This window comes from Streptomyces subrutilus (assembly GCF_001746425.1).
Classification (GTDB): Bacteria; Actinomycetota; Actinomycetes; order Streptomycetales; family Streptomycetaceae; genus Streptomyces; species Streptomyces subrutilus_A.
Window position 1 is genome coordinate 3363154 of sequence record NZ_MEHK01000001.1, and the last position, 16032, is coordinate 3379185.

Here is a 16032-nt window from a genome sequence, read left to right on the forward strand (position 1 = left end):
CGCGATGCCGTGCCGCGGCGGCCCGCGGCTGGCAGACTGCCGAGGCATGACCGCCGCACCGGGCACAGAGGACGCGCAGCACGCAGAGGACACCATCGACGTCGTCGTGGTCGGCGCCGGGCCCACCGGACTGCTCCTCGCCGGTGACCTGGCCGCCGCCGGGCTCTCCGTCACCCTCGTCGAACGCCGCCCCCGCACCGCCGCCAACCTGACCCGCGCCTTCGCCGTGCACGCCCGCACGCTCGAACTGCTCGACGCCCGCGGCCTCGCCGACGCGCTCGTCTCCACCGGCAGGCGGATCGACCGCCTGCGTCCCTTCGGAGGCATGGCTCTCTCCCTTCAACGGCTGCGCACCCGCTACCCGTTCGTGCTCATCACCCCTCAATATGAGACAGAGAAACTCCTCGAGCGCCGCGCGTTGTCCACAGGCGCGGACATCCGATATGACAGTGAGCTCATCGGACTGACCCAGGACCGGGACACCGTCACCCTCGACCTGCGGCGCACCACCGACGGCGCCCGCACCACGCTCCACGCCCGCCACGCCGTCGGCGCCGACGGCGTCCGCTCCACCGTCCGCACCGCCCTCGGCCTGCCCTTCCCCGGCCAGGCCGTCGTCCGCTCCATGATCCTCGCCGACGTCCGGCTGACCGACCCGCCCGAGGACCTCCTCGCCGTCGACGGCAACGCCGGCGCCTTCGGCTTCCTCGTCCCCTTCGGCGACGGCTGGTACCGCGCCATCGGCTGGCACCGCGACGGCCGCGCGCGGGACGGCGACCCCGTCGGCCTCGACGAACTGCGCAGCATCCTGCGCACCGCCCTCGGCACCGACCACGGCATGCACGACCCCCGCTGGATGTCCCGCTTCCACAGCGACGAGCGCCAGGTCCCCCACTACCGCTCCGGCCGCGTCTTCCTCGCCGGCGACGCCGCGCACGTCCACTCCCCCGCCGGCGGCCTCGGCATGAACACCGGCCTCCAGGACGCCGCCAACCTCTCCTGGAAGCTCGCCGCCGTCCTCCACGGCCACGCCCCCGACCCCGAGGCCCTCCTCGACAGCTACCACCGCGAACGCCACCCCGTCGGCCGCCTCGTCCTGCGCGTCAGCGGCGCCCTGGTCCGTTCCGTCATGGCCACCGGCCCCGTCCGCCGCACCGCCCGCGGCCTCGGCGCCGCCCTCCTGCCCCGCATCGGCCCCGCGCAGGACCGCGCCCTCGGCCTGGTCTCCGGCATCGGGATCGCCTACCCGCCCCCGCCCGGCGCCCGCCGCCCCGCCGGCCGCCGCGCCCCCGACCTCGCCCTCGAAGACGGCCCGCACGGCCGGCGGCTCTACGAGGCCCTGCGCACCGGCGGCTTCGTCCTCGTCACCCCGCCCGGCCGGCCCACCCCGCCCGGGGCCTGCCTCACCCACGTCCACTGGCGCACGGAGCGGCGTACCGCCGCCCGCACCGCCTGCGTCCTCGTACGCCCCGACGGGTACGTCGCCTGGAGCGCGCCCCGGGCCACCGACGCCGAGGTCGCGGCGGCCGTGGCGGCCCGGCTCCTGCCCGCCGCCACCGCCGCCCGTACGGCCGGCCCCGCTCAGAAGGCGTAGGCGTCCCCGGTGTCCAGCGCCAGCACCACGTGCTCGTCGTTCGCGTGGTTCCGGTCGGTCGCCCCGCCGTTCCACCACGTGTCGACCCGCACCACCACCTCCGGCGTCCGCTCCCGCAGCTCCAGCACCAGCCCCACGTGCCGCCCGTGCCCGCGCAGCGGCAGCGGCCCGGTCTCGCACACCACCTCGCGCGGCCCGACCCGCGCGCAGCCCTCGGACAGCTCCTGCCGGTCCGCGAGGTCCGCCGAGAGCCGCACCCGCAGCGTCGCGTTGGGCACCGCCGAAGGCCCCTCGTTGTGCGGGACCAGCCAGATCCGCAAGTGGCCGCGGGCCAGGGACACCCGCCCGTGGTACGCCACGTCGGCCTCCGGCCCGGCCCCGACCGGCCGCGCCCCGACCGGCCCCGCCCCCACCGGGGCCGCCCCCCCCGGCCCCGCCCCCACCGGGGCCGCGCCCGCGGGTACCACCCCACCGAACGCCAGCAGCCCAGCCAGCACCACACTCCGTACGGCAACACGGCGCATCGCCACCACCTCCACGCGCGGACGCTAGCCACCACCCGGGCCACCCGGTCGGACCATCACACGAAGGAGGGCAGGCCGTCCCGCCATTCGCCCACGTCCGCCTCGTCGGCACGGCCGTGATCATGTGCGTCCCGCGGCGCCGCTGAGCCCGACCTATGCTGGCGGATAATCGCCCGTACGAACGAACGAGGAGCCCCGCACATGAGCACGGCCGCCACCAAGACCGCCGTCGTCACCGGAGCGAGCAGCGGCATCGGCGCCGCCACCGCCCGGCAGCTCGCCGCGGCCGGCTACCACGTCGTCCTCACCGCGCGCCGCAAGGACCGCATCGAGGCGCTCGCCGCCGAGCTCACCGCCGCCGGCCACGAGGCCACCGCGCACGCCCTCGACGTCACCGACCGGCCCGCCGTCGACGCCTTCGCCGCCTCCCTCGAACGCTGCGACGTACTCGTCAACAACGCGGGCGGCGCCCTCGGCGCCGAGCCCGTCGCCACCGGCGACCCCGCCGATTGGCGCACCATGTACGAGGTCAACGTCATCGGCACCCTCCACGTCACCCAGGCCCTGCTCCCCGCCCTCACCGCCTCCGGCGACGGCACGGTGGTCGTCCTGTCCTCCACCGCCGGCCACGCCACGTACGAGGGCGGCGCCGGCTATGTCGCCGCCAAGAACGGCGCCCGCGTCCTCGCCGAGACCCTCCGCCTGGAGATCGTCGGCCGGCCCGTGCGCGTCATCGAGATCGCCCCCGGCATGGTCAAGACCGAGGAGTTCGCGACCACCCGCTTCCGCGGCGACACCGAGAAGGCGGCCAAGGTGTACGCGGGCGTCGCCGAGCCCCTGTCCGCCGACGACGTGGCCGACACCATCACCTGGGCCGTCACCCGCCCCAGCCACGTCAACATCGACCTCCTGGTGGTCCGCCCCCGCGCCCAGGCCTCGAACACGAAGGTCCACCGCGAGCTGTAGCCCGCAGGCCCACGACCTGGCAGTTCGACCGGTACCGGCGACATCAGGCCGCCGGCACCGCCCGCTGACCCGTCCACGGGACCGGCCCGGCCGTCGGCGGCCCTTGGCCAACTCCCGTCATCGACAACCTGGTTGGGGCCGCCGGAGCGCTCGCACCACCCGCATGGCCCACCCCATGGCCCCTGCCGGCACGGGCGAGGCGCTCACCCTGTGCATCCGATCAGCCCCATATGTGCCTCTATGTGATGATCGCACCTCGCGCCTCCCGCCCTTCGACAAGAGCCGACCCCAGGATGCGTCTCGAGGCCCTTCGCGCCTCACCGTCCAACCAACCGGTTCCACGAGGAGCAACACACATGAGTCCTGAGCAAAGGACGCCGTTCCGTATGGGTCCGCTTCCCCGGCAGAGCAAGGCGCTCGCCGTCGGCGCGGTGGCATCGATGGCAATCGCGGTGCTCGGCTTCGCCACCCCGGCGCAGGCAGACGCCGCAACCCCGCAGCCGGCCGGAGCGACGTCGACAGACGCACGGGGCGGCGACGAGTGCGAGGAGGACCTCACCGACGAGGGTTCCGACGCCAAGGTGCGCGGCACCCACGACGGGTGTGACGGCCGCGACGGCCGCGACGGTCGGGACGGCCGCGACGGCCGGGACGCCAAGTGCGGGAACGACATCGACTCGGTCCGCCCGAACGGAAACGAGGAGATCAGCATCCTCCTGGTGGACGGGACCGCCTTCGGCGGCCACCGGGTCGGCGCCCCGCTCACCGCCCCCTTCAACCGCCAGAACCTCACCACCACCGCGAACCCCGGCTACCCCACCGACCGGAGCACGGTCTGCTCCGCCTCGGTCAGCTCGCTGGGCAACGACACGAGGTTCAAGGTGCAGACCCGGGACGGGCTCGTGTACGAGCTCGTGTGCGCCTCCAACGGCACGACGGTCAACTGCGTCGGCGCCTCCTGGACCCCGGTCGGCTTCACCCCGGTGGCCACCGGCCCGTTCGCCAAGGCCCAGCGCCCCTGACCCGCCAGGATCCCGCTGAACGACGCGTGCCGTGCCCGGCACCTCCCGGGCACGGCACACGTGCGTGCGCGCAGCGCCGCCCCCGCCGGCCCCGTGTCAGCCCGAGACGGCCCGCGTCAGCCCGCCTCGGCTCGCCCCGGCCCGCGTCAGCCCTTCACGCAGATGACCTGCTTGAGCTTGGCCACCACCTGCACGAGGTCGGTCTGCTGGTCGATGACCTGCTCGATCGACTTGTACGCGCCCGGGATCTCGTCCACGACGCCCGAGTCCTTGCGGCACTCGACGCCCTTGGTCTGCTCCGCCAGGTCCCGCGCCGAGAACTTCTTCTTCGCCGCCGTCCGGCTCATCTTCCGGCCGGCCCCGTGCGAGGCCGAGTTGAAGGACTTCTCGTTGCCGAGGCCCTTCACGATGTACGAGCCCGTCCCCATGGAGCCCGGGATGATCCCGTAGTCACCGCTGCCTGCGCGGATCGCGCCCTTACGGGTGACCAGCAGGTCCATGCCGTCGTACCGCTCCTCCGCCACGTAGTTGTGGTGGCAGCTGATCTCCCGGTCGAAGGAGACCTTCGCCTTGCGGAACTCCTTGCGGATGACCTCCTTGAACAGGCTCATCATGGCCGCGCGGTTGAACTTCGCGTACTCCTGAGCCCAGAACAGGTCGTTCCGGTACGCCTCCATCTCGGGGGTCGCCGCCAGGAACACCGCCAGGTCGCGGTCGACCAGACCCTGGTTGTGCTCCAGGCCCCGCGCCACGTTGATGTGGAAGTCGGCCAGCTCGTTGCCGATGTTCCGGGACCCGGAGTGCAGCATCAGCCAGACCGAACCCGACTCGTCGAGACAGAACTCGATGAAGTGATTGCCGCCTCCCAGCGTTCCGATCTGCTTCGTGGCACGCTCCTGACGGAACTTGACCGCGTCCGTGATGTAGTCGAAGCGCTTCCAGAGGTCCTCGTAGCCGTCCACCGAGAAGCCGTACAGCCTCGACGGGTCCACGGCCTCCTTGTGCAGCCCCGTGCCCACCGGAATCGCCTGCTCGATCCGCGCCCGCAGCTTCGACAGGTCCCCCGGCAGGTCGTTCGCCGTCAGGGACGTCTTCACCGCCGACATGCCGCAGCCGATGTCCACGCCCACCGCCGCCGGGCAGACGGCGTCCTTCATCGCGATCACCGAGCCGACCGTGGCGCCCTTGCCGTAGTGCACGTCCGGCATGACCGCCAGGCCCTTGATCCACGGAAGGGTGGCCACGTTGCGCAGCTGCTGCATCGCGTGGTCCTCGACCGACGCCGGGTCGGTCCACATCCGGATCGGGACCTTCGCCCCGGGTACCTCTACATACGACATACGGAATCAATCCCCCGAAAACCACAGAAACATCGGAATGCGCAAAAAGCCTCGCTCTTGATCCCAAATACGACAGAGGACCGGCGCCGGCACCAGCGTGTGCGATAGACATTGTGTCCATCCGCGCCCGAGCCGCGGCAACGCATTTTCCTGACCGTCGGGGGGCCCGCCGGTCGAAGGGAGCCATTGGACGTGCAGCGCAAGGCGGTACGGCGAGCCCTGCCGGGCATCGCGATGCTCACCGCACTCGTGGCCGGCGCGGCCGGTCTGACCGGGTGCACGGGCGGGAGCGGCACCGGCGGCACCAGCGACTCGAAAGCCGGCGGCAGCCAGGCCACGCCCGCACAACCCGGGAAGTACCGCATCCTGCCCGCCCCCTGCAAGGCCGGCGCCGACAGCAAGCGGCTCAAGGCCATGCTCCCGGCAGCGGAATCGCTCACCCCGGAGCAGCGCGACCAGGTCTACGCCGGCACCGCGGACGCCTCGTACGACGGCGACCGGCGCGTCGGCTGCCGCTGGAGCGCGCAGACGCCGGAGGAGACCCGGCTGCTGTCGGTCGGCTTCGAGCGCGTGGTCTCCTACGACCGGGCCGTCGCCAGCGACGACGACAAGGCGCACCAGGTGTACGTGCGCCAGCTGACCGACGCCAAGCTGCCCTTCCCCGGCCCGACCGCGAGCCCCGTCCCCACGCCGACCGCCACCGCCGCGCCCACCACCCCGGCCGCCCCGCAGCCCGGCGGCGGATCGCCGACGCCCGCCGGCAGCCCGTCCGCCCCGGTCGAGCTCGGCTCGCGCGTGCTGGAGGGCCTGGGGACCGAGGCGTTCGTCGAGGACAAGCTGAGCCCGGCGGGGGCCGCCGCCGCGCAGTCGCGCACCGTGCGGATTGTGTTCCGTACCTCGAATGTCATCGTCACGCTGGAGTACAGCGTGCAGCCCGCGGTGCCCGGCACGGTCCCGCCCAGCGCCGAAACCCAAGACAGGACAAGGCAGTTGGCGCAGGCCCTGGTCGAGCGTCTGGGCGGGTGAGCGGAGCGGGCCGGGGCCCGGGGGGACGGCGCGCACAGCACGCCGCCACCCGGTCGGGCTACCGTTGCCTGGGTTCCGCGTCCGGCCCCGTGTCCGAAGAAGCCCCACAAACGCAGAAGGAAACATGCACCGATCAGCCTCGCGCCTCACCCGCGTTCTCGCCTGCGCAGCCGTCCCGGTGATACTCACCGTCGCCGGGTGCTCGTCCGACTCGGGCAAGGGCTCGGGCTCGGACGGCGGCAAGAAGTCCGAATCCTCCTCGTCCGGCCAGCCGAGCGCGAAGCCCTCCGCCACCCTGGAGAAGGCGGCGTACGCCACGCTTCCGGACCCCTGCAAGGCCGTCCAGACCGCGACGATCGACACGCTCGTCCCGGAGGCGAAGGACAAGAACGGCACGGCGAGCAAGTCGAACGACCTGGCGAGCCGGGCCAGCTGCTCCTGGAACGGTCTGGACGAGGACGGCCTGAAGGGCTCGCAGTACCGCTGGCTCGCGATCTACTTCTCCCGCCACGACTCGCAGGCCTCCCTCGGCAGCGCCAACAAGCGCGCCGAGGAGCAGTACACCAAGCAGGTCGAGGCGGCGAAGGCGACCGAGGGCGCGCAGAACCTGAAGGCGGAGGAGGCCGGCGGGATCGGCGACCAGGGCACCTCGGTCGTGTACAGCGTGAAGAAGGACGTCGACTCCTTCAACACGACGATCGTGGCCCGCACCCAGAACGTGGTCGTCACGCTCGACTACAACGGTGCCGCGTACGAGGGTGCCGGCGCCCCGGACCAGGCGAAGCTGCTCCAGGACGCCATCGCGGCGGCGAAGGAGGCGGTGGCCTCGGTCGACGCCGCCAACAAGCAGCCCGACCAGGCGCAGTCCCCGCAGCCCGCGCAGTAGGAGCGGGCCCGCCTGAGGCGTTGACACCGGGTCACCCGTACGCTGTGCCTGCCGCAGCCGGGTAAAGGCTCGGTAAGTGTGCTCGACAAGGGGAGGGGATCGCGGGTGGCGGCGATGCAGCTGACTCGTACGCACCGGATACTCATCGGCGTCGTGGTCGCCGGAGCCGTCGTCATCGCGGGCATCGGCTTCGCGGGCTCGTACTCCGCGGTGCGTGCCCTCGCCCTGCAGAAAGGCTTCGGCAGCTTTTCGCTGGTCTTCCCGATCGGCATCGACGCGGGGATCTGCGTCCTGCTCGCGCTGGACTTGCTGCTGACCTGGATCCGGATCCCCTTCCCGCTGCTGCGCCAGACGGCGTGGCTGCTGACCGCGGCGACGATCGCCTTCAACGGCGCCGCGGCCTGGCCGGACCCGCTGGGTGTCGGCATGCACGCCGTGATCCCGATCCTGTTCGTGGTGACGGTCGAGGCCGCCCGGCACGCGGTGGGCCGGATCGCGGACATCACCGCGGACCGGCACATGGAGGGCGTGCGCCTCACCCGGTGGCTGCTGTCGCCGGTGCCGACCTTCAAGCTGTGGCGGCGGATGAAGCTGTGGGAGCTGCGCTCCTACGAGCAGGCGGTCGGCATGGAGCAGGACCGGCTGATCTACCAGGCCCGGCTGCAGGCGCGGTACGGGCGGGCCTGGCGGCGCAAGGCTCCGGTGGAGGCGCTGATGCCGCTGAAGCTGGCCCGGATCGGCGTACCCCTCGCGCAGACGGCCCCGGAGGGGCTGGCGGCGGCGGGCATCGACCCGGCGCTGCTGCCCCCGGCGGCCGCGGCGCCCGCTGCGGCCCCCGCCCTGGAGGCGGCGGCCGCGCCGGCCGCCGGACCCGGGCAGGAGGCCCGGGCGCAGGCCCTCGCCCAGGGCCAGGCCCAGGCCTTCGCCCCGAACCCGTCCCAGGACCAGTCGCCGGACCAGTCCCCGGCCCCGGCCGTGGCCGCCGTGGCCGCCGCGCCCGCCCCGCCGCCGTTCGCGGTGGACCCGACGGCCATGCCCGCCGCCCACAACAGCGCCTGGTTCGCGGCGCCGCTGGCTCCGCAGGCGGCGTACGAGGGCGGCTACAACCCCCAGTACGTCGAGGGCCTGGAGCCGACCCCGGTCATGCGCCCGGCGGGCCCGGAGGAGCCGCAGCCGGCAGCCCCGCAGGAGCAGGTGCCGATGCCGGCTCCCCGCCCCGAGGACGCCGCGGAAGCCGCCGACGGGCCGGACGAGGCGGAGTTCGCGGAGGTCGCGTACAAGGTGTTCCGTGCGCTGGTCGACGAGCAGAACGACTTCCCGACGGCCGAGGCGCTCGACATACACCTGTCGGACGGCTACGGCGTGACCCACCCGCGCAGCGGCTCGCTGCTGCGCCGCATGATCCCGGCGTTCAAGCAGCGCTACCAGAAGGACCTGGAGAACGAGCACATCGCCTGAGCCCGCGCGGCACGGCGGCCATGCGCAAGGGCCCGCACCCCGAGAGGTGCGGGCCCTTGCGCATGCCGGTGCCGGCTCAGACCGCGAGCAGCTTGCGCACCCGGTCGGCGCCCACCGCCAGCAGCAGGGTGGGCAGGCGCGGCCCGGTCTCCCGGGTCACGAGGAGCCGGTAGAGCAGCGCGAAGAACGTCCGCTGCGCGACCTTGAGCTCCGGCGTCGGCTTGGCGTCGGGCTCGAGTCCGGCCATCACCTTGGGCACGCCGTAGACCAGCGTGGTCAGCCCGTCCAGGGACCAGTGCGAGTCCAGTCCCGCGAGCAGCAGGCGCAGCGACTCGCGGCCCTCGTCGTCCAGGGACGACAGCAGCTCCGCGTCGGGCTCCTCGCGTACGAGGGTCCGCTGGTCGGCGGGGACCTGGGTGGTGATCCAGTTCTCGGCGCGGTCCAGGCGGGGCCGTACCTCGTCGAGCGAGGTGAGCGGCTTGTCCGGGTCCAGGTCGCTCAGGATGCGCAGGGTCTGCTCGTCGTGGCCGGCGGTGATGTCGACGACCGAGGCGAGCGTCCGGTAGGGCATCGGGCGCGGGGTGCGGAGCAGCTCGTGCGAGGCGACCCGTACGGCGCGGCTGTGCGCGGCCGCGTCGGCGGGCAGCACGGAGCCGTCCGCCACCTTGGCCTCCAGCTTGTCCCACTCGTCGTAGAGCCGCTGGATCTCCTGGTCGAAGGCGATCTTGAAGGACTGGTTCGGGCGGCGGCGGGCGTACAGCCAGCGCAGCAGCTGCGGCTCCATGATCTTCAGCGCGTCGCCCGGAGTCGGGACCCCGCCCTTGCTGGAGGACATCTTCGCCATGCCGCTGATGCCGACGAACGCGTACATCGGGCCGATCGGCTGCTCACCGCCGAAGATGTGCACGATCTGGCCGCCGACCTGGAAGGACGAGCCGGGCGAGGAGTGGTCGACGCCGGAGGGCTCGAAGACGACGCCCTCGAAGGCCCAGCGCATCGGCCAGTCGACCTTCCAGACGAGCTTGCCGCGGTTGAACTCGCTGAGCTTGACCGTCTCGGTGAACTCGTCCTCGGTGCAGACGTAGGTCATCTCGGTCGTCTCGTCGTCGTACGAGGTGACCTTGGTGAAGTCCTTGCCGCACTGGCCGCAGTACGGCTTGTACGGGTAGTACCCGCCCTCGCCCGTGCTGCCGTCGTCCTCGGCGGCCGCGCCGGAGCCCTCGGCGGCCTCCAGCTCGGCCTCGTCGGCCTGCTTCTGCTGGGGCTTCTTGCCGCCCGGCTTCTGCTTGGTGCGGTACTGGTCGAGGACGGCGTCGATGTCGCCGCGGTGCTTCATCGCGTGCAGCACCTGCTCGCGGTAGGCGCCGGAGGTGTACTGCTCGGTCTGGCTGATCGGGTCGTACTCGACGCCCAGCTCGGCCAGTGCCTCGACCATGGCGGCCTTGAAGTGCTCGGCCCAGTTCGGGTACGGGGACCCCTCGGGCGCGGGCACGGCGGTCAGCGGGCGGCCGATGTGCTGGGCGTGCGATTCCTCGGTGACGCCGGGGATGCCCTTGGGGACCTTGCGGTAGCGGTCGTAGTCGTCCCACGAGATGAGGTGGCGGACCTGGTGGCCCCGGCGGCGGATCTCGTCGGCGACCAGGTGCGGGGTCATGACCTCGCGCAGGTTGCCCAGGTGGATCGGGCCGGAGGGGGAGAGGCCGGACGCGACGACGACAACCGGAGTTTTCTCGCCGGGTGCTCGGCGCTCCGCCTCGGCGATGACCTCGTCCGCGAAACGGGAGACCCAGTCGGTCTCGGTGCTGCTCTGCGCCACGACACGTCCTTCTATCTCGAATGCTGGCTTCAGCCATTCTCCCAGACGTCCGCCGTCGCTCCGCGGTTGTTTTCCCCCACCGCTTTCTCCCGCTGTTTTCTCCCGCGAAACGGATGGCCCTGCCGTGGGATACTCGGCACTTGTCGGAACAACCAAGTGCACCCACCGGCACAACCTCACAGGAACGGCAGCTCATGGCCTCGGTCCCTTCCCTCGCTTCTTCCGTCGATCAGCGCGTCGCGGACGCCCTCGCCTCGGCTCTGCCGGAGGCCGGTGCCGCCGACCCGCTGCTGCGACGAAGCGACCGGGCCGACTTCCAGGCCAACGGCATCCTGGCGCTCGCGAAGAAGGCCAAGGCCAACCCGCGCGAGCTGGCGACGACCGTGGTCGAGGGCATCGCGACCGGTGACCTGATCCAGGAGATCGAGGTCTCGGGCCCGGGCTTCCTCAACATCACCATCACCGACAGGGCGATCATCGAGACCCTGGCGGCGCGGGCGCTCGACGACCGGCTCGGCGTGCCGCTCGCGGCGAACCCGGGCACGACGGTGATCGACTACGCGCAGCCGAACGTCGCCAAGGAGATGCACGTCGGGCACCTGCGGTCCGCCGTGATCGGTGCGGCGATGGTGGAGATCCTGGAGTTCACGGGCGAGAAGGTGGTCCGCCGCCACCACATCGGCGACTGGGGAACCCAGTTCGGCATGCTCATCCAGTACCTGCTGGAGCACCCGCACGAGCTGGACCACAAGTCGGACGAGGAGGTCTCCGGCGAGGAGGCCATGTCCAACCTGAACCGGCTCTACAAGGCCTCGCGCGCCCTCTTCGACTCCGACGAGGAGTTCAAGACGCGGGCCCGGGCCCGGGTGGTGGACCTCCAGGCCGGCGACCCGCGGACGCTGGCGCTGTGGCAGCGGTTCGTGGACGAGTCGAAGATCTACTTCTACTCGGTCTTCAACAAGCTGGACATGGACATCCAGGACCCGGACGTGGTCGGCGAGTCCGGCTACAACGACATGCTGGTCGAGACGTGCAAGCTGCTGGAGGAGTCGGGCGTCGCCGTCCGCTCCAACGGCGCGCTGTGCGTGTTCTTCGACGACGTCAAGGGCCCGGACGGCAACCCGACCCCGCTGATCGTGCAGAAGTCGGACGGCGGCTTCGGCTACGCGGCCACCGACCTCTCGGCGATCCGCAACCGCGTCGCCGACCTGTCGGCGACCACGCTGATCTACGTGGTCGACGCGCGGCAGTCCCTGCACTTCAAGATGGTCTTCGAGACGGCCCGCCGGGCCGGCTGGCTGAACGACGAGGTCAAGGCCGTCCAGCTGGCCTTCGGCACGGTCCTCGGCAAGGACGGCAAGCCGTTCAAGACCCGCGAGGGCGAGACGGTCCGGCTGGTGGACCTGCTGGACGAGGCCGTCGAGCGGGCGACCGCCGTGGTCCGGGAAAAGGCCGAGAAGGTGGGCCTGACCGAGGCGGAGATCGTCGAGAACGGCCAGTACGTCGGCATCGGCGCGGTGAAGTACGCCGACCTGTCGACCTCGGCCGCGCGCGACTACAAGTTCGACCTGGACCAGATGGTCTCGCTCAACGGTGACACCTCCGTGTACCTCCAGTACGCGTACGCCCGGATCAAGTCCATCCTGCGCAGGGCGGGCGACCGCAAGCCGGTCGCGCACCCGGAGCTGGAACTGGCCCCGGCCGAGCGTGCGCTGGGCCTGCACCTGGACCACTTCGGCGAGCTCATCGCCGAGGCGGCCGCGGAGCACGCCCCGCACAAGGTGGCCGCGTACCTCTACCAGCTGTCCTCGCTGTTCACGACGTTCTACGACCAGTGCCCGGTCGTGAAGCCCGAGCCGGAACTCGTCGTGGGCGAGAACCGCCTGTTCCTGTGCGACCTGACGGCCCGCACGCTGACGAAGGGCATGTCCCTGCTCGGCATCCGGACGCCCGAGAAGCTCTGACGCTCCACCTGACTGCCCCCGGCGCACCCGCCCCGGGGGCAGTCGCGTTTCCCGGACCCGGTCCGCACCGGACGGCTGGGTGGAGGGCGTCCGAGCCGAGGAGGAACCGGAAATGACGACCGCGACGCCTGCGCCTGGTGGATCTGTGCCGCCGATGCCGGAGTACACGCCGAAGGCCTTGCGCTCAGCCAAGGCCGCCCACGCCCCGGCCCCCCTGCCGGACTTCGACGCCGCCTGGCGACGGCAGATCGCCGACGCATACGAAGGGGGCGTCACCCGAACGGCCCGGTTCGGTGCGTCCGGCCCGGGTAGGGGACGGCCCGTCCGTCCCCCGCCCCACCGGAGGCCCCCGTGCCCGACATGAACGGCCCCTACAAGCCCGGCACCCCCTGCTGGATCGACCTGACGGTCCCCGACCAGCAGGCGGCCCTCGACTTCTACTGCGGCCTCTTCGGCTGGCAGGGCGAGATCGGCCCGCCCGAGCAGGGCGGGTACTCCGTCTGCACCCTCAAGGGCAAGCCGGTGGCCGGGATCATGAAGGCGATGAACCCGGACGGCAGCATCCCCGACCCGCTGCCGCCGACCGTGTGGACGACGTACCTGTCCACCGACGCCATCGACTCCACCCTCAAGTCCCTCACCGACGCGCGCGGCGAGGTCCTCATGGGGCCGATGGACGTCATGGACCTCGGCAGGATGGCCGTGGCCGCCGACCCGACCGGCGCCGTCTTCGGCCTGTGGGAGCCGGGCACCTTCGACGGCGCGGAAATCGTCAACGAGCACGGGGCACTGATCTGGAGCGAGCTGAGCACCGGTGACCCCGATGGCGCCGCAGCGTTCTACTCCGCCATCCTGCCGGTCACCACGGCGCCGAGCGAGATGGAAAGCGGCCCGGCCTATACGGAGTTCAAGGTCGCCGGCCGCTCCGTGGCCGGGATGATGAACCTCGACAGCCTCCCGCCCGGCACGCCCCCGAACTGGCTGCCGTACTTCCACGCGGACAGCGTGGATGCCGTCCAGGCCGCCGCGACGAAGGCCGGCGCCACGGTCCTCATGCCCGCGTTCGACATGGTGGCGGGCCGGATGGCCGTCCTGGCCGACCCGCAGGGCGCGGTGTTCGCGGTGATCACCGCGAAGGCGCCGGAGCAGCCCGCCTGATCCCTACCGGGTCAGCGGAACTCGCACCACACCACCTTGCCCGGCGCCCGGGGCACCACGCCCCAGGCGTCGGCGAGGGCCGCCACGATCACCAGCCCCCGCCCGCCCGGCCGCCGCTCCGCGATCCGCGAGAGTCCGGGCCCGCTGTCGTGCACCTCGACCCGGACGGTCGCGTCCTCGAAGACGAGCAGCCGCAGCCGGTAGCCCCGGCCGGGCGGAATCCCGTGCCGCAGGGCGTTGGTGGCCAGTTCGCTCACGCAGAGCAACATGTCGTCCTTGCGGGATGTCACACCCCACACGTCAAACGTCTCCGCCGCGAAGTGCCTGGCTGCGGGCACGGTTTGGCGTGCCCGGGGGTAGAAGCGGTCTCGCATCAGGGCGGGTTGAGTATTCACGTTCACCGAGTGATCGTCGCGGTGCGTGACTAGCCTGTGGCTGAGCGCCAACCCGTACTCCTTCATGAGTACGGGTCGGCACGGGGTAGCCAACGTGTACAGGCGGGGAGTTCGCTGTCATGCCACCGAGGAAACGAGTACGGCCGAACGCGACGACCATGAAGATGGTCGGCGCGATGGTGGCCGCCGCCCGCATCGCCAAGAACCTGACCCAGAAGCAGCTCGGAGAGCGCGTACGACAGGACGAAGAAACCATCGCGTCCATCGAGCAGGGCCGACGCACTTTGATGCCCAACGTCGCGGAGCTGATGGATCGCCACCTCGGCTTGCCCGGGTTGCTGGCGGTGGCGGCCCACGGAATGCCCGAGAGGGACCCGAGCCCTCCGTGGGCAGAGGAATACATGGACCTCGAGAAACGCGCGATCGTGCTCAACTGGTTCGAGGCCATGGTGATCCCGGGGCTCCTCCAGACCGAGGACCACGTGCGGGCCCTACTTCGCTGTCGCGTGCCTGCGTTCCTCCCAGAGGAAGTGGACAGGCTGACTGCTCGGCGACTTGCCCGGATGCACATCCTGCACCGCAAGCACCCGCCAAACCTCTCCTTCGTGATCTCAGAAGCGGCACTCTGCGACCGGATCGGCGGCGACAAGGTCTACGCCGAACAGTTGCGTCACCTTCTGGTCTGCATGGATCTCCCCCACGTCACACTCCAGGTGCTGACACTCAACCAGCCTCATCACGCAGGCCTGTCCGGCCCGTTCACCATGCTGGAAACGCCAGAGCACGAGCACATCGGGTACGCAGAGGGCCAGCGCAGCAGCAAGCTCGTAACCGACCCGGATGAGGTCAGCATCATGGCCCAGCGATATGCCATGCTGCGAACGCAGGCCCTGAACACCTCGGAAACACGCGGCCTGCTGGAGCGCATGCTAGGGGAGTTATGAGCACCGCACTGGAGTGGTTCAAGTCCAGCCACAGCAGTCCCGACGGCGATAAGTGCGTGGAGGTCGCAATCTGTGCGATCCAGATTCACGTCCGGGACTCCAAGGCCAAAGACGGCCCGACCCTGGCCCTGGCCCCCGCCGCCTGGGCCGACCTCACGGCGTGGGCCGGCTCCGGGAGCTGATCAGGTCGGCCAACCCGTCCAGCACACGGCCCAGCCCGAACGCGAACTGGAAGTCCGGCTCTTCGGACCCGGAAAACGCGTCGGAGCCCAGCAGCCGCGTCAAGGCAGGGTGCGTGTCCGGGGCGGTCATCAGCCGCAGCGTGCGCACGTACCGCGGCATCGCCAGGTCCGGTGAGACGCCGGACTTCGTCATGGCGTCCATCATGTCCGCGGCCATGGTGACCTCGTTCCGCACGAGCCCACCGACCAGAATGATGGTCGAGATCTTCTCGCCCTCGTCGAGCCCGGTGTCGGCCAGTGCCGCGAGCCCGCGTTCCATCCAGGCGAGCTGGTTCGGGCTGACCGGGGGCGCGGTGATCGGGATGCGCAGGATCCAGGTGTTGGCCATCAGGACGGCCCGCTGCGCGTACGCCCAGTCCGACAGCAGCTCCCGCCAGCCCCGCCCCGCCCCGCCGGCCGGCGCCTGCTCCGGCGGCGGGCCGACGCCCGCGTCCGCCATCAGGATGTAGAGCTCTTCCTTCGCCGTGACGTACCGGTAGAGGGACATCGTCGAGACGCCCAGCTCCTTGGCCACCCGGCCCATGGAGACGGCGTCCATCCCCTCCCCCGCGGCGAGCGCCACGGCCGCGTCCACGATCCGCGTGAGGGTGAGCGTGGGGCGCGGGCCCTTGCCGGGGCGTTCGCGCAGGCCCCAGGCCATTTCCAGGCTCGCCGGGAGCCCGGTGTCGCCGGCGGGTTCCTTGGCCATCGCCGCGCC

At 71.5% G+C, this 16032-nt stretch carries 15 protein-coding genes; 10 read left to right on the forward strand and 5 right to left on the reverse strand.

Features of this window, described 5'->3' with window-relative positions; genetic code table 11:
• Positions 1-46: 46 nt before the first annotated feature.
• Positions 47-1594, forward strand: a complete 1548-nt coding sequence (locus BGK67_RS16070) for an FAD-dependent oxidoreductase (protein WP_079154216.1) — start codon at positions 47-49, stop codon at positions 1592-1594.
• Here the strand turns inward: BGK67_RS16070 and BGK67_RS16075 are convergent.
• A complete protein-coding gene (locus tag BGK67_RS16075) occupies positions 1582-2118 on the reverse strand; it encodes a hypothetical protein (protein WP_069920734.1) in 537 nt (178 codons plus the stop codon). The two genes, BGK67_RS16070 and BGK67_RS16075, sit on opposite strands and share 13 nt — an antisense overlap.
• A gap of 201 nt (positions 2119-2319) precedes the next feature.
• Between BGK67_RS16075 and BGK67_RS16080 the strand changes: the two genes are divergently transcribed.
• Positions 2320-3084, forward strand: coding sequence for an SDR family NAD(P)-dependent oxidoreductase (locus BGK67_RS16080; RefSeq protein ID WP_069920735.1), 765 nt, complete (start codon positions 2320-2322; stop codon positions 3082-3084).
• A gap of 386 nt (positions 3085-3470) precedes the next feature.
• The gene (locus BGK67_RS16085; RefSeq protein ID WP_069920736.1) at positions 3471-4106 is read left to right on the forward strand and encodes a hypothetical protein; all 636 of its coding nucleotides are present in this window, start codon (positions 3471-3473) and stop codon (positions 4104-4106) included.
• A 146-nt stretch (positions 4107-4252) separates the two neighbouring features.
• Here BGK67_RS16085 and BGK67_RS16090 read toward each other — a convergent pair whose 3' ends face one another.
• Positions 4253-5446: an RtcB family protein gene (locus BGK67_RS16090; RefSeq protein ID WP_069920737.1), complete on the reverse strand. Its 1194-nt coding sequence runs from the start codon at positions 5444-5446 to the stop codon at positions 4253-4255.
• A 192-nt stretch (positions 5447-5638) separates the two neighbouring features.
• On the opposite strand from BGK67_RS16090, the gene BGK67_RS16095 reads away from it, so the two are divergent.
• The 3 genes from BGK67_RS16095 (at position 5639) to BGK67_RS16105 (ending at position 8816) form a co-directional block, all read left to right on the forward strand.
• Complete coding sequence (locus BGK67_RS16095) at positions 5639-6472, forward strand: hypothetical protein (protein WP_069920738.1); 834 nt, start codon at positions 5639-5641, stop codon at positions 6470-6472.
• Between the two features lie 124 nt (positions 6473-6596).
• On the forward strand, positions 6597-7358 hold the full coding sequence (locus tag BGK67_RS16100; RefSeq protein WP_069920739.1) for a DUF3558 family protein: 762 nt from the start codon (positions 6597-6599) through the stop codon (positions 7356-7358).
• A 114-nt stretch (positions 7359-7472) separates the two neighbouring features.
• Complete coding sequence (locus BGK67_RS16105; RefSeq protein ID WP_069923905.1) at positions 7473-8816, forward strand: DUF2637 domain-containing protein; 1344 nt, start codon at positions 7473-7475, stop codon at positions 8814-8816.
• Positions 8817-8892: 76 nt separating this feature from the next.
• Here BGK67_RS16105 and lysS read toward each other — a convergent pair whose 3' ends face one another.
• Entirely contained in the window at positions 8893-10632 is a 1740-nt protein-coding gene (gene lysS / locus BGK67_RS16110) for a lysine--tRNA ligase (protein WP_069920740.1), read from the reverse strand.
• A 194-nt stretch (positions 10633-10826) separates the two neighbouring features.
• On the opposite strand from lysS, the gene argS reads away from it, so the two are divergent.
• Both argS and BGK67_RS16120 read left to right on the forward strand, forming a co-directional pair.
• Positions 10827-12596, forward strand: coding sequence for an arginine--tRNA ligase (gene argS, locus BGK67_RS16115; RefSeq protein WP_069920741.1), 1770 nt, complete (start codon positions 10827-10829; stop codon positions 12594-12596).
• 360 nt (positions 12597-12956) lie between these two features.
• Entirely contained in the window at positions 12957-13754 is a 798-nt protein-coding gene (locus BGK67_RS16120) for a VOC family protein (RefSeq protein WP_069923906.1), read from the forward strand.
• A gap of 11 nt (positions 13755-13765) precedes the next feature.
• On the opposite strand, the gene BGK67_RS16125 is transcribed toward BGK67_RS16120, so the two are convergent.
• The gene (locus tag BGK67_RS16125) at positions 13766-14215 is read right to left on the reverse strand and encodes an ATP-binding protein (protein ID WP_347878421.1); all 450 of its coding nucleotides are present in this window, start codon (positions 14213-14215) and stop codon (positions 13766-13768) included.
• A 92-nt stretch (positions 14216-14307) separates the two neighbouring features.
• Between BGK67_RS16125 and BGK67_RS16130 the strand changes: the two genes are divergently transcribed.
• The gene (locus BGK67_RS16130; protein ID WP_244291233.1) at positions 14308-15093 is read left to right on the forward strand and encodes a helix-turn-helix domain-containing protein; all 786 of its coding nucleotides are present in this window, start codon (positions 14308-14310) and stop codon (positions 15091-15093) included.
• Positions 15090-15275, forward strand: a complete 186-nt coding sequence (locus tag BGK67_RS16135; protein ID WP_069920743.1) for a DUF397 domain-containing protein — start codon at positions 15090-15092, stop codon at positions 15273-15275. The genes BGK67_RS16130 and BGK67_RS16135 overlap by 4 nt, the downstream gene beginning before the upstream one ends.
• Here the strand turns inward: BGK67_RS16135 and BGK67_RS16140 are convergent.
• A complete protein-coding gene (locus BGK67_RS16140) occupies positions 15247-16023 on the reverse strand; it encodes a TetR/AcrR family transcriptional regulator (protein WP_069920744.1) in 777 nt (258 codons plus the stop codon). The genes BGK67_RS16135 and BGK67_RS16140 overlap by 29 nt on opposite strands.
• Positions 16024-16032 lie beyond the last annotated feature (9 nt).

Excerpts from the sequence above, each read along its gene's own strand:
- BGK67_RS16130 (WP_244291233.1), top strand. The coding sequence starts at position 14,308 with ATGAAGATGGTCGGCGCGATGGTGGCCGCCGCCCGCATCGCCAAGAAC.
- BGK67_RS16140 (WP_069920744.1), bottom strand. The coding sequence starts at position 16,023 with ATGGCCAAGGAACCCGCCGGCGACACCGGGCTCCCGGCGAGCCTGGAA.
- BGK67_RS16070 (WP_079154216.1), top strand. The coding sequence starts at position 47 with ATGACCGCCGCACCGGGCACAGAGGACGCGCAGCACGCAGAGGACACC.
- BGK67_RS16105 (WP_069923905.1), top strand. The coding sequence starts at position 7,473 with ATGCAGCTGACTCGTACGCACCGGATACTCATCGGCGTCGTGGTCGCC.
- BGK67_RS16120 (WP_069923906.1), top strand. The coding sequence starts at position 12,957 with ATGAACGGCCCCTACAAGCCCGGCACCCCCTGCTGGATCGACCTGACG.
- BGK67_RS16100 (WP_069920739.1), top strand. The coding sequence starts at position 6,597 with ATGCACCGATCAGCCTCGCGCCTCACCCGCGTTCTCGCCTGCGCAGCC.
- BGK67_RS16135 (WP_069920743.1), top strand. The coding sequence starts at position 15,090 with ATGAGCACCGCACTGGAGTGGTTCAAGTCCAGCCACAGCAGTCCCGAC.
- BGK67_RS16085 (WP_069920736.1), top strand. The coding sequence starts at position 3,471 with ATGGGTCCGCTTCCCCGGCAGAGCAAGGCGCTCGCCGTCGGCGCGGTG.
- BGK67_RS16080 (WP_069920735.1), top strand. The coding sequence starts at position 2,320 with ATGAGCACGGCCGCCACCAAGACCGCCGTCGTCACCGGAGCGAGCAGC.
- BGK67_RS16125 (WP_347878421.1), bottom strand. The coding sequence starts at position 14,215 with ATGAAGGAGTACGGGTTGGCGCTCAGCCACAGGCTAGTCACGCACCGC.
- BGK67_RS16090 (WP_069920737.1), bottom strand. The coding sequence starts at position 5,446 with ATGTCGTATGTAGAGGTACCCGGGGCGAAGGTCCCGATCCGGATGTGG.
- BGK67_RS16075 (WP_069920734.1), bottom strand. The coding sequence starts at position 2,118 with ATGCGCCGTGTTGCCGTACGGAGTGTGGTGCTGGCTGGGCTGCTGGCG.
- argS (WP_069920741.1), top strand. The coding sequence starts at position 10,827 with ATGGCCTCGGTCCCTTCCCTCGCTTCTTCCGTCGATCAGCGCGTCGCG.